This is a genomic window from Nitrosomonas oligotropha (assembly GCF_900106555.1).
Taxonomy (GTDB): domain Bacteria; phylum Pseudomonadota; class Gammaproteobacteria; order Burkholderiales; family Nitrosomonadaceae; genus Nitrosomonas; species Nitrosomonas oligotropha_A.
On the sequence record NZ_FNOE01000007.1, the window covers coordinates 1 to 12,641 of the forward strand.

12 protein-coding genes are annotated in these 12,641 nt (G+C 50.1%); 3 read left to right on the plus strand and 9 right to left on the minus strand.

Annotated elements, in window-relative coordinates:
- Positions 1-251 precede the first annotated feature (251 nt).
- Genes BLU57_RS05485 through BLU57_RS05505 form a run of 5 tightly spaced genes read right to left on the minus strand, consistent with a single transcriptional unit; the run spans position 252 to position 4,988 of the window.
- On the minus strand, positions 252-647 hold the full coding sequence (locus BLU57_RS05485; protein ID WP_090317509.1) for a response regulator: 396 nt from the start codon (positions 645-647) through the stop codon (positions 252-254).
- A 59-nt stretch (positions 648-706) separates the two neighbouring features.
- Positions 707-2,164, minus strand: coding sequence for a TrkH family potassium uptake protein (locus BLU57_RS05490; RefSeq protein ID WP_090317511.1), 1,458 nt, complete (start codon positions 2,162-2,164; stop codon positions 707-709).
- An 11-nt stretch (positions 2,165-2,175) separates the two neighbouring features.
- Entirely contained in the window at positions 2,176-3,630 is a 1,455-nt protein-coding gene (trkA, locus tag BLU57_RS05495; RefSeq protein WP_090317514.1) for a Trk system potassium transporter TrkA, read from the minus strand.
- A gap of 9 nt (positions 3,631-3,639) precedes the next feature.
- Entirely contained in the window at positions 3,640-4,428 is a 789-nt protein-coding gene (locus BLU57_RS05500) for an inositol monophosphatase family protein (protein WP_090317866.1), read from the minus strand.
- A gap of 2 nt (positions 4,429-4,430) precedes the next feature.
- Positions 4,431-4,988, minus strand: a complete 558-nt coding sequence (locus BLU57_RS05505) for a thioredoxin family protein (protein ID WP_090317517.1) — start codon at positions 4,986-4,988, stop codon at positions 4,431-4,433.
- 118 nt (positions 4,989-5,106) lie between these two features.
- Between BLU57_RS05505 and BLU57_RS05510 the strand changes: the two genes are divergently transcribed.
- The 3 genes from BLU57_RS05510 (at position 5,107) to BLU57_RS05520 (ending at position 7,705) form a co-directional block, all read left to right on the plus strand.
- Positions 5,107-5,901, plus strand: a complete 795-nt coding sequence (locus tag BLU57_RS05510; protein ID WP_371113142.1) for a 16S rRNA (uracil(1498)-N(3))-methyltransferase — start codon at positions 5,107-5,109, stop codon at positions 5,899-5,901.
- Between the two features lie 8 nt (positions 5,902-5,909).
- The gene (gene argA / locus BLU57_RS05515) at positions 5,910-7,256 is read left to right on the plus strand and encodes an amino-acid N-acetyltransferase (protein WP_256206168.1); all 1,347 of its coding nucleotides are present in this window, start codon (positions 5,910-5,912) and stop codon (positions 7,254-7,256) included.
- 176 nt (positions 7,257-7,432) lie between these two features.
- The gene (locus tag BLU57_RS05520; RefSeq protein ID WP_090317520.1) at positions 7,433-7,705 is read left to right on the plus strand and encodes an oxidative damage protection protein; all 273 of its coding nucleotides are present in this window, start codon (positions 7,433-7,435) and stop codon (positions 7,703-7,705) included.
- Positions 7,706-7,787: 82 nt separating this feature from the next.
- On the opposite strand, the gene BLU57_RS05525 is transcribed toward BLU57_RS05520, so the two are convergent.
- From BLU57_RS05525 to BLU57_RS05540, 4 genes are all read right to left on the minus strand, one after another.
- Positions 7,788-8,471 (minus strand): GIY-YIG nuclease family protein, encoded by a 684-nt coding sequence (locus tag BLU57_RS05525; RefSeq protein ID WP_218131637.1) that lies wholly within the window; start codon positions 8,469-8,471, stop codon positions 7,788-7,790.
- Between the two features lie 268 nt (positions 8,472-8,739).
- Positions 8,740-9,804, minus strand: coding sequence for a class II fructose-bisphosphate aldolase (gene fba / locus BLU57_RS05530; protein ID WP_090317526.1), 1,065 nt, complete (start codon positions 9,802-9,804; stop codon positions 8,740-8,742).
- A 129-nt stretch (positions 9,805-9,933) separates the two neighbouring features.
- Entirely contained in the window at positions 9,934-11,385 is a 1,452-nt protein-coding gene (gene pyk / locus BLU57_RS05535) for a pyruvate kinase (protein WP_090317529.1), read from the minus strand.
- A gap of 17 nt (positions 11,386-11,402) precedes the next feature.
- A complete protein-coding gene (locus tag BLU57_RS05540) occupies positions 11,403-12,581 on the minus strand; it encodes a phosphoglycerate kinase (RefSeq protein ID WP_090317532.1) in 1,179 nt (392 codons plus the stop codon).
- Positions 12,582-12,641: the final 60 nt, after the last annotated feature.

The following is a 12,641-nucleotide window of genomic DNA, read 5'->3' on the forward strand; positions in this document are numbered from 1 at the left end:
TAAATTAACCTATTTTTACCCTTAATTTAACCACGCCTCTCAGGCTAGTCGACCTTACCCCTCAAAGTCAAGTCATTTGTCATAAAATCTCCTCCTTTCCTCAAGGGATTTTCACTCATAACTTGCCCGATTCTACTTCGTATACAAATACTAAGAAAGCACTCTTTAAGCATATTCAAAATAAATCCTACCCTCCTTACTAAACTCAATGGAAGATTAGAATTACATTCTCACTCGCCAAATTAGGTTACTTAATTTTGCTGCAAAGTATAGCTACGTATTATGCTCAATAAACCCTCTGCGGTAAATGGTTTAGTCAGATAATCGTTCGATCCTGCCATTCTGCCCCGTGCTTTATCAAATAATCCATCTTTGCTGGATAACATAATCACCGGTGTAGACTGATAAATTGGATTATTTTTTATTAACTTACACGCCTGGTAGCCATCCAGGCGTGGCATCGTGATATCCACAAAAATAATATCAGGCTGATTCTCAACAATCTTAGACATCGCATCGAAACCATCTTCTGCCAATATCACTTCACAACCAAATGGTCTTAAAAAAATTTCAGCACTTTTCCGAATCGTGTTACTGTCATCGATCACCATGACTTTAATACCTTTCAACACACCGGTATTATCCACCCGGACTCCTTATGAGAATTGACACATATATTTTTAAACCCAGCCGATCTTCATAAATTCTATTTCCGCCAGAATGCGGGCGTAAATATAGCAAGCACTGTAAAAAATTCCAATCTACCCAGCAACATGGCAAAGCTACATATCCATGTCTGAAAATCCGTTAGCGATGCATAAGTGGTTGCTGGTCCAATTTCCCCAAGACCCGGCCCTAAATTGTTGATGCAAGCCACCGCGGCGGAAAAGGCCGTAATGACATCCAATCCGCTTAATGTGAGCAGTAACATCATCAACACAATACTCGCCGTATAAACAAACAGAAATACCAAAACTGCAAGAATGACCCGGCTTGCCAGCACACTTCTTCCCAGTTTCGCGGGCATCACCGCATTCGGATGCATAATCGTAATGATTTCACGATAAACCTGCTGATACAAAATACGAGCCCGTATCATCTTAATGCCACCGCCAGTGGAACCTGAAGAAGTGCAGAATCCGGATAAAAATAGCATCCATAGAGGAACGAATATCGGCCACAGATTATAATCGGTGTTACTGTAGCCGGTCGTCGTGGCAACAGACACGATATTGAAGGCGGCATAACGCAAGGCTATCAGCGGTTCAGAATACACACCGGTTAACCAAAGATAAAATGCCAATCCGGTGCAACTGAGAAAAAGGATCATGACATACCAGCTAACTTCAGAGTCATAGCGATAAGGAGTGAAGCTTTTTGCGCGCCAAACCAGAAAATGGGTCGCAAAATTTATCCCGGCAATCAGCATAAAGACCATTGCAACCGATTCGATGAGCGGAGAGTCCCAATAAGCATAACTTGCGTCATGCGATGAAAAACCACCTAACCCTAAAGTCGTAAATGCGTGCATGACTGCATCAAACCAGTCCATGCCTGCCCACTTGTAAGCAAAAACGCACACCAAGGTCAGACTCGCGTAGATCGACCACAACCCTTTGGCCGTCTCGGCGATACGCGGCGTCAGTTTGTTTTCTTTCATGGGACCCGGTATTTCGGCATTCAGCAATTGTCGGCCGCCGACACCCAGCAGCGGTAAGATCGCCACCGCCAGCACAATCAGACCCATACCGCCAAGCCACACGATTTCGCCGCGCCATAAATTGATGGATGGCGGCAACGCATCCAACCCCGACAATACCGTACCGCCGGTAGCAGTTAATCCCGAAACAGCTTCAAAATAAGCCATACTGAGATTAAGTTCGGGTAGATAGAGCAATAATGGCAGCATGGCAAAGGCCGGCAACCCGGACCACACCATGACCACCAGCAAAAAGCCATCGCGTGTCTGCAATTCACGTTGATAACGGCGTGTCGCAAGCCACATGACCAAACCGCTACCCAGGGTAATCACAATAGACTCGCCAAAAACAAAATGCGCACCGTCATCGGTCCATAGCGCCAAACCAAATGGAACCAGCATGGTCAGGCCGAATACCAGGACCATCTTGCCCAGCACATTAACAACTATAAGCAACCGATTCATGGAATGATGTACTACAGAAAACCAACATTAACCTGAAATAGTTTTTCCACTTCGCGGATCATTTTCCGGTTGACCACAAACAGGATCACATGATCTTCCGATTCGATGACCGTATCGTGATGCGCAATAATGACGCGTATCGAGTGACTCGAATCAACTAGATTCTTTTCTAGCTCTGCTGAGTTCAAACTCTCGCCGAATAATCCTTCGGTTCTCGGCAAGCCGCGCACAATCGCACCAATCGTTGCACCTTTGGGCAGTTTGATTTCTTCAATCTTGCGCCCGACCACACTAGACGATCTGGCATCGCCATGCGCGACCAATTCCAGTGCTTCCGCCGCACCGCGCCGCAGGCTGTGCACAGCAGCAACATCGCCGTGCCGGACATAAGCCAGTAATGAGCCGATCGTCACTTGCGCTGGCGAGATCGCGATATCGATACGGCTGCCTTGTACCAGATCCACGTAAGCGCGACGATTGATCAGCGCAATCACTTTATGCGCCCCCATCCGTTTCGCCAGCAGTGCCGCCATAATGTTGTTCTCTTCGTCATTCGTCAGCGCGCAAAACAAATCCATCTCGGCAACGCTCTCACTCTCCAGCAAGGTTTCATCCGTTGCATCGCCGTGCAGCACCAGCGCATTGCTCAATTCACCAGCCAAGCGCTCACAAGCTTGGTAATTGCGTTCTATGATCCTAACCTGATAATCTTTTTCCAATGTCATGGCCAGACGCCTGCCGATTTTCCCGCCACCGGCGATCATCACATGCTTGACCGGCCTGTCCATTTTGCGCAATTCCCGCATGACGGTGCGAATGTCTTCAGTTGCGGCAATGAAAAATACCTCATCTTCCGCTTCGATGATGGTGTCGCCTTCGGGTATGATCGGCCGGTCTTGACGGAAAATAGCCGCGACGCGGGTATCCACATTGGGCACATGCTTGCGCAATTGCTGTAATTCCTGTCCGACCAGCGAACCGCCTTTTAATGCGCGCACCGCCACCAAGCTTACTTTTCCTGATGCGAAATCCAGCACCTGCAAAGCTTCGGGAAACTCAACGAGTTTCTCAATATATTCAGTCAGAATCTGTTCCGGAGAAATCGCAAAATCGACACAGAAATTCTCGGTCGAAAAAATTTCCGGATGCGCCAAGTACTCCGTAGAACGGATCCGGGCAATTTTAGTCGGCGTGTTAAACAGCGTAGCGGCAAGCTTACACGCCACCAAATTGGTTTCATCGTGTTCGGTGACCGCCAGCACCATATCCGCATCATGCGCCCCGGCATTGACGAGTACTGACGGATGCGAAGCGTTACCGGTGACGGTGCGCAAATCCAAGCGATCCTGCAATAACGCCAAACGCTTGGGATCGACATCGACCATGGTAATGTCGTTGGCTTCGCTCACCAAGCTCTCAGCCACCGATGAACCGACTTGACCCGCCCCCAGAATGATAATTTTCACTTGAACAACCTACTCTTTCCGGTTCTCGCGCACCCAGTCGCGCCATTGCGCAAATAACCCGGGATCCAGCGCCGCTATTACGGATCGCGTCCACGGCGATCCTGCCCAGTAATCATCTTGCTCGAAGCCGCACATATGTCCGCCCGCTTCTGCCAAAATCAATGAACCCGCGCCGTAATCCCACGGCTTCTGTCCACCGTGCAAATACAAATCAAAATAACCGGCGGCGGTATAGCACCATTCCAGCGCGCACGCACCGAAGTTACGCTGTGAAGCAAACGGTGGAAAGGCAGCCACTCTGGCCGCGAATTTCCGGTCCAGCCGTTTCAAATCAACATTGGCCATGGCACCCGATAATGTCGGTATATACGTCTTCAGCGGCAACGCAATGCCATTCAAAAAAGCGCCGCCGCCTTTAGTAGCGTAAAACATCTCATCCGTCACCGGATTGTAAATCACGCCCAGCACACTCTTGCCTTCCTCCATGAACGCCACCGAAATGGCGAAATACGGTAATCCATTGAGAAAATTAGATGTGCCATCGATCGGGTCAATGCTCCACAAACCGGATTGTCCCTTGATCCACTGCGCTTCCTGCTCCTGTTTTGTCATTTCCTCGCCCATCGCGGCTGCTGGATGAATTTTCTGCAACTTCTCCAGCAGTGCATTCTGTGCCGCAACATCCGCTTCGGTAAAAAAGCTGCCATCCGCTTTAATCTGACGGTCGACTTGCAGGTAACGCGGCATGATGACTTGCTGTGCGACTTCTCTTACCGCCCCAATCACTTCCTCTAACACGTTTACTCCGACCGCCATTTGATCGAACAGCCGATGCTGGGGATTTGCTCCGCCGGACCGCGGCCGGTTTTGGCGACTTGCAGCATAGCTTCAAACAAGTCGCGCCGCACATCGGCAGGTGCTGCTTCTTTCCGCGAGGCATCCAGCCGTCCGCGGTATTGCAATTCCAGTTTGTTGTTGAAACCGAAAAAATCGGGGGTACACACCGCGCCATATTTTTTGGCGATTTCCTGCGTTTCGTCCCACACGTACGGGAAAGGATAATTTAACTGTTTCGCCACCAGCGCCATATTCTCAAACGAATCCTCCGGATAATCGGCCGGATCGTTCGACATGATGGCGATCGCACTCATGCCGTGCGGTTTTAGCTCGTTCACATCGCGAATGATGCGATCCTGCACCGCTTTCACATACGGGCAATGATTGCAGATAAACATCACCAGCAAACCGTTTTCCCCTTTTGCGGAAGCCAGGTTATAGCGCCTGCCATCGACACCCAACAAATCAAAATCAACCGCTTTCCAGCCAAAATCACAAACTGGTGTTTCCAAACTTGCCATATTCTTTTCTCCTGCTATCGATAATAATCTTGAAAACCAGCTTCTCCAGCCTGCCGCGCTCACCCATTGCAACAGCGGTCAGACAATGAATGCCGGATAAATAACGTGCTATATTATCATGAGTCCATTTATCGAATTGCTACTTACCCCGGCCAGCCCCCCCATCATGCATGCGCGCTTCTACCATCCCGAAGAAATCACTGCTGGAACGGTTATCGAATTATCGGCCGAGAACAAACACCATGCCGCGCGGGTATTGCGGCTAAAAGAGGGTGATGCGGTCACGTTGTTCAATGGACAGAGTGGTGAATTCTCCGCGCACATCACCAGCATCACAAAATCCAGCACGACCGTCCGGGTCGATGCCTATCATGCGATGGATCGGGAGTCGCCGCTGTCGATTGAGCTGGCCCAAGCAGTCTGTGTCAATGAAAAAATGGATTGGATCATACAAAAAGCAGTGGAGTTGGGCGTAACACGCATTCAACCGGTTTCCACAGCTCGCAGTATCGTGCATCTGTCCGGCGAGCGTGCTGACAAACGTCAGCAACACTGGCAAAAAATCGTCATTTCCGCGTGCGAGCAATGCGGCAGAAATTATGTACCACAAGTACTGCCGCTAATTTCGCTGCCGGAATGGCTGAGCCGGAAAAAATCCGGCCGATCGCCTCATGATGTTTGCTTTATGTTATCCACGACAGCCACGCAAAGTTTAAAAGAGATTCCTAAACCACCCGCCGGTGCCAATCTGGCGCTCGTGATTGGACCGGAAGGCGGGTTTACGCAGGAAGAAGAAGCAACTGTTTTACACACCGGCTTCGTTCCTGTGCGCCTGGGGAAACGCATCCTGCGCACCGAAAGCGCGGCTTTGACGGCTATCGCCGCATTACAAACCTTGTGGGGTGATTTTTAATCGATCGCATGAACAAAAATCCGCTATCTTCACTCACCATGAACACACCCGCTGAATTTGTCGCCTGGTTCCGCTCAGTTGCTCCGTATATCAATGCGTTCAGAGGCAAAACCTTCGTCATTAGTTTCAGCGGCGAAATGGTCACGAACGCCGCCTTTGTCGATTTTATCCACGATGTCAATTTACTCGCTAGTCTGGGTGTCCGTCTGGTATTGGTACACGGCGCGCGTCCGCAGATTCAACTGCGCCTGGATGAGTCGCAACTGGAAACGCAAACCGTCATGGGCATGCGCGTCACCGACCCCGCCGCGTTGCAGTGCGTCAAGGAATCGGTCGGGCGCGTGCATCACGAGATCGCTGCCTTGCTGTCGATGGGTTTGCCCAATTCGCCGATGGCCAATGCCGCCATCCGCGTGACCAGCGGGAACTTCGTCACCGCTTGTCCGCAGGGCGTGATTCAAGGCATCGACCTCATGCATACCGGTAAAGTACGCAAGATCAACGCACCAGCGATTCATTCGCGCCTGGAGCAAGGCGATGTGGTGCTGATTTCGCCGCTGGGTTACTCGCCCACCGGCGAGATTTTTAACTTAACGATGGAAAATGTGGCGACCGAAACCGCCATCGCACTTCACGCCGAGAAACTGATTCTTCTGTTGGATAGCGCCGATACCTCAGTATTGCCGCGTGAACTCACCTTGCCGGAAAGCAAATTGCTACTGGAAAACAAAACACCGGCAAGAGTAGCGCCGATACCGGATGCGATCCGGTCATCGCTGCAATACGCGACCAAAGCCTGTGAATTAGGTGTAACGCGCGCGCATCTGGTCAGCCGGCATATCGACGGCGCCATCATCCAGGAACTGTTTACGCACGACGGCATCGGTTGCATGATTTCGCAGGAAACACTGCAAGCGCTGCGCAAAGCGCGCATCGACGATGTCGGCGGCATTCTGCAACTGATCGAACCGCTCGAAGCCGAAGGCATTCTGGTCAGGCGCGGCCGTGAATTGCTGGAAATCGAAATCGATCGTTTTACGGTGCTCGAGCACGACGGCGTCATCCTCGGCTGCGCCGCGCTGTACCCATTTCCCGAAGAACACGCGTGCGAACTCGCCTGCCTGGCGATCCACCCGGATTATCGCGACCAAGGACACGGCGAACGCCTGCTTAAGCACATCGAAAACAAAACCATCGCGCAGGATATCCACAAACTGTTCGTTCTCACCACACATGCCACGCATTGGTTTATCGAACACGGTTTTAATCCCGCTACCCCGGCTGAATTACCCAAAGCCAAACAGAATTTATACAATTATCAGCGCCGCTCGAAAGTGCTAATCAAGCACTTATAATTTTTCCATAGAAAATACACTTCCGCTGTTTACTCAGTGAAACGAACGTTTCATAATGCCGGTCTTTCCTCAAAAGGAAACTCTGACCTTGTTCTTCGACAAGCTCAGCACGAGACACGATATCTGGTTCAGAGAATTTCCAATACTCTTTTACTGACTTGGAGCAAGGATACGAAATGGCAAGAATGGTGAAATGCATCAAACTAGGCCGCGAAGCCGAAGGCCTGGATTTTCAAACCTACCCCGGCGAATTGGGCAAGCGGATTTTTGAGAATGTTTCCAAAGAAGCCTGGAGTCAGTGGATCAAACACCAAACCACACTGGTCAACGAAAACCGGTTGAATCTCTCAGACGCTAAAGCGCGTAAATACCTGGCGGAACAAATGGAAGCACATTTTTTTGGGGAAGGCGCGGAACAGGCGGCGGGGTATGTGCCTCCTAAGAATTAATCTTAATTCTTAACATATACCTAAGCATAACATTGAAATCATAGACGAACCTTTATCGCATAGCGCTGTGTGAAATGACTGGTTATTTAGATTCTATTTCCTTAAGAGTTTTCCCGCTTTTATCTTTCCATGCAGTGAGTCCATTTGCATGTCCGCCATGAATAACCGCTGCTGCCGAACTCGGGCTTGTAAACTCCGCATCTCTTGTAAATACCAGTGTATCGTTTTTGATCTCTAATACACCTTCATCTTTTAAGCGCTGCCGCATATTCATTGTCCATGGCCATCTTTGAGCTGAAGCCCGATCGTTCAAAATAGCTTGAGAACCCTTAAGTACCACAAAACCATTGGGTGCCAAATGACCCTCTGCTTTAATCCCCTTAATCTCGCAGAACAGTTTCTTGTGTTCGGATTCTGTGACGGCTTTTGCTGCTGTTGGTACAAGGAGCTCGACCCCTAGAACTGGCAATAATTGGTTAATCTTCTCTAAAAATATTTCCATATCCTCTCGATCAGATTCAGGCAATCGAGCTCCGCTACTTTGACCGTTTGTAACCACGGCTCGCCCAGATTTGCGCGCCTGGTCTATTAGCTTTCCTTCAAGAAAGCGGATGTGTGCCTTAGTTAAGTTCTCGTCTTTGCTGATAAAAAAGATGATTTGATTCCAAAAATCTTTTTCCAAATGAGCTTTGATTCGATCACGAATGCTCTCGGCTTCACCGATATAGATTGCTGGTTTTCCCGACTCAGGATCGGAGCCCGTCAAAAGATAGATTCCCGCACCGTTCGATTCTTCACGAGAAAAGACACCTTCAAACTCACTTCTGGGACCGGCGACAGCCTTTCCAGTCCAATTCGACAATTCCGCAGTACGAAGCCGTTTAGGATCTCCGTAAACCAGGAATATTTTGATTGTTGCGCTAGGCACGTGTGAAGAAAGAAAAGACTACTATAGCTTTCTAACCTGAATCCCATGATTGATAATGCAAACCGCGCAATCAATCATGGGAATATTGAATACTACTGGACTTTGACTACTTAATAACCGCGTTCAATTCACCTTTAGCATAGCGGTTCGCCATACTTTCCAGAGAAATCGGTTTGATTTTTCCGGCCTGTCCGGCGCAACCGAAAGCTTCGAAGCGGGCTTTACAAATGTCTTTAGCAGCGGCGGTCGCTTCTTTCAGGAATTTGCGCGGGTCGAAATTGCTTTTGTCTTTTTCCAGGCTGCGACGGATCGCGCCGGTCATTGCCAGGCGAATATCGGTGTCGATATTGACTTTACGCACACCGTATTTGATGCCTTGTTGAATTTCTTCGACCGGTACACCGTAGGTTTCTTTAATGTCGCCGCCAAATTGACGGATGATTTCCAGCCATTCTTGCGGTACCGAGCTGGAGCCGTGCATAACCAAATGAGTATTTGGGATGCGCGCATGAATTTGCTTGATGCGTTCGATCGCCAGAATATCGCCGGTGGGTTTGCGGGTAAATTTGTACGCGCCGTGCGAGGTTCCGATAGCGATTGCCAGTGCATCCACACCGGTTTTACGCACAAAGTCGGCAGCTTCTTCCGGATCGGTCAGCAGTTGGTCATGCGACAGCACGCCTTCCGCGCCATGTCCGTCTTCCGCTTCGCCCATACCGGATTCGAGCGATCCCAGACAACCCAGTTCGCCTTCTACCGATACGCCGACAGAGTGCGCGATGTTAACGACATCGGCAGTGACATTAACGTTGTATTCGTAGGTTGATGGTGTTTTGGCGTCTGCTTGCAATGAGCCATCCATCATGACGCTTGAAAAACCGCTACGGATCGCATTGACACAAACGGAGGGCGACGCGCCATGATCCTGGTGCATCACAATCGGTATATGCGGATAGGATTCAACGGCTGCCTCAATCAAATGACGTAAAAATGCTTCACCGGCATATTTTCTCGCACCGGCGGAACCTTGCATGATGACCGGGCTGTTGCATTCATCCGCGGCTTGCATGATCGCCTGGATCTGTTCCAGGTTGTTGACGTTGAAAGCCGGCAAACCGTAGCCGTTTTCCGCTGCGTGATCGAGTAGTTGTCTTAATGATACGAGTGCCATTTAGATCTCCTTATTGATTATCTTAAAAAATTCTATAGCCATTAGTATAAGCAATTATTCGGTATGAATACTGCTCGTTCTTTTTCCTAGTCTCAGCGTGTTTGTCCGGATTGCATTGCATTTTACCGGTCAGATTGCTTCAATGCCTTGCCTGGTTTTCCATTCGCCGACTTTAATGATTTTCATCGTATTGGTGCCACCGGTTTTACCCACCGGTTCGCCGATCGTCATCACCATAATATCACCGCTGCGCACCACACCGCGGTTAAGTAATTCCTGTTCGGCCAGATTCAGAATTTCTTCCGGATCGTTCAATCCTGCGCCGAATTCCACCGGATATACACCTCTGAACAACGTTACCCTTCTGCGCGTTTCTTCATTGGGACTCAACGCAAAAATAGGCACTTTGGAACTCCTGCGCGACATCAGCAAAGCGGTCACACCGCTTTGCGTGAGTGCGGCGATGGCGCGAATCTGCAAGCCGCTGGCGGTGTACATCGTGGCGCGCGCAATGGCTTCTTCGATGGTCGCCGGATTGATATTTTGCATCCGCCGGTCGGTGTTGACCAGATATTCCTTTTCCGCTTCCAAGCAAACTCTGGCCATCGCTTCAACCGCTTCCACCGGATATTCCCCGGCAGCGGATTCCGCCGACAACATGACCGCATCGGTACCGTCCAGCACCGCGTTAGCCACGTCCGATACCTCCGCACGCGTTGGAATCGGATTGGTAATCATCGATTCCATCATTTGTGTGGCGGTTACCACGGTTTTATTGTTGGCGCGCGCGGAGCGGATCATTCGTTTTTGCAGCGCCGGAACGGCAGCATCGCCGACTTCAACCGCCAGATCACCACGCGCCACCATAATGGCATCCGATGCTTCGAGAATATCGTCCAAAGCAAGAATAGCTTCGGAACGCTCGATCTTGGCCATGATCATGCCTCGACCGCCTGCCTCGTGAAACAATGCACGCGCTTGGCGGATGTCGTCGCCTGAGCGGACAAACGATACGGCTAAGTAATCCGCGCCCAGTTCGGCGGCGGTTTTAATATCTTCCAGATCCTTACTGGTCAGCGCTGGCGCACCGAGTCCGCCACCCTTACGGTTAATGCCTTTATTGTTTGATAGTATGCCGCCCTGTTCGACCACGCAGAACACCTGATGACCTTTTACATGCGATACACCCAGCACAATACGGCCATCGTCCAGCATCAGCGTAGCGCCGGTTTCCAGATCATTCGGCAGCTCCTTATAATCCAGACCGACTCTTTCCTGATTGCCTAATTCACAATTAGCATCCAGAATGAACTGATCACCGACTTCGAGCCTGATCTTACCGTGCTCGAATCTACCGACGCGTATTTTCGGCCCTTGCAGATCGGCCAGTACGCCGACTGTAAGACCAGCAGCCCGCGCCAGTGACCGTGTCATTTCGGCGAACTCGATATGCTGTTCGCGCGTGCCGTGCGAAAAATTGATCCGAACAACATCAACACCGGCCCGGATTAAACGATCCAAGATTTTTGGATTTTTACAGGCGGGACCCAGGGTCGCTACAATTTTTGTTCTTCGGATCATGGTTTTCTTAATGGTGTTTATTTGGCGCGCATTTCCAATATCTCTACCGCCGGCAATTTTTTGCCTTCCAAGAATTCCAGGAATGCGCCGCCTGCGGTTGAAATATAGGAAACTTTGTCGTAGATATCATACTTCTGAATAGCCGCAATGGTATCACCGCCGCCCGCTAACGTGAAAGCCTTTGTTTCTGCGATCGCCCTGGCGATCTTCTCGGTTCCGGCACCAAATTGATCAAACTCAAACACGCCAACCGGGCCGTTCCACACCACCGTACCGGCTTTCATGATGATATCCACCAATTCTTGCGCACTTTTCGGGCCGATATCAAAAATCATGTCATCATCCGCTACAGCGCCTGCATCTTTCAATACCGCAGGTTCATTGGCATCAAATTTTTTGCCGGTCACTACATCGACCGCGATTGGAATCGACGCATTGCGTTTCGCCATTTTATCCATCAATGTTTTGGCTGTCGGGACCAGATCATCTTCGCACAGCGATTTGCCGACATTTTTACCGGTTGCTTTCAGGAAGGTATTGGCAATACCGCCGCCGACCACCAGTTGATCGACTTTCTCGGACAACGATTCGAGCACGGTCAGCTTGGTGGAAACTTTGGAGCCGCCGACAATCGCCACCATCGGACGCGCTGGACTCAATAGCGCTTTAGTCAGCGCATCCAGTTCTTCTGTCAGCAGGATACCGGCGCAAGCCACAGGAGCATATTTGGCAATGCCGTGGGTCGAGGCTTCTGCGCGATGCGCAGTGCCGAATGCATCCATGACAAAGACATCGCATAATTTGGCATATTTTTGCGCCGTTTCCTCGACATTTTTCTTTTCGCCTTTATTGATGCGGCAATTCTCCAGCACCACCAGCTCTCCAGCGGCCACTTCAAATCCGCCATCGACCCAATCCTTGATCAGGCGCACTGGTTTTCCTAACCGGCTGGCAATATTATCCGCCACGGGTTTCAGAGAATTTTCTTCAACCCACACACCTTCTTCGGGGCGGCCCAAGTGAGACGTTACCATCACTTTGGCGCCTTGTTTGATGCAGTGATTAATCGTCGCCATCGAGGCGGTGATGCGCGCATCCGAGGTCACTTTTCCATCTTTCACGGGCACGTTGAGATCGGCGCGTATAAATACACGTTTACCTTTAAGATCAAGGTCAACAAGTTTAATAACAGACACGGTAAGCTCCAGATTTGTCTTTAAGAAAGTATAAAGGATAGCAAACGCTACCCTTTATGT

Bases quoted from the DNA above. Each gene is read 5' to 3' on its own strand.
- BLU57_RS05490 (WP_090317511.1), bottom strand. From the start codon at position 2,164: ATGAATCGGTTGCTTATAGTTGTTAATGTGCTGGGCAAGATGGTCCTG.
- BLU57_RS05505 (WP_090317517.1), bottom strand. From the start codon at position 4,988: ATGGCAAGTTTGGAAACACCAGTTTGTGATTTTGGCTGGAAAGCGGTT.
- BLU57_RS05510 (WP_371113142.1), top strand. From the start codon at position 5,107: ATGAGTCCATTTATCGAATTGCTACTTACCCCGGCCAGCCCCCCCATC.
- argA (WP_256206168.1), top strand. From the start codon at position 5,910: ATGAACAAAAATCCGCTATCTTCACTCACCATGAACACACCCGCTGAA.
- BLU57_RS05520 (WP_090317520.1), top strand. From the start codon at position 7,433: ATGGCAAGAATGGTGAAATGCATCAAACTAGGCCGCGAAGCCGAAGGC.
- fba (WP_090317526.1), bottom strand. From the start codon at position 9,804: ATGGCACTCGTATCATTAAGACAACTACTCGATCACGCAGCGGAAAAC.
- pyk (WP_090317529.1), bottom strand. From the start codon at position 11,385: ATGATCCGAAGAACAAAAATTGTAGCGACCCTGGGTCCCGCCTGTAAA.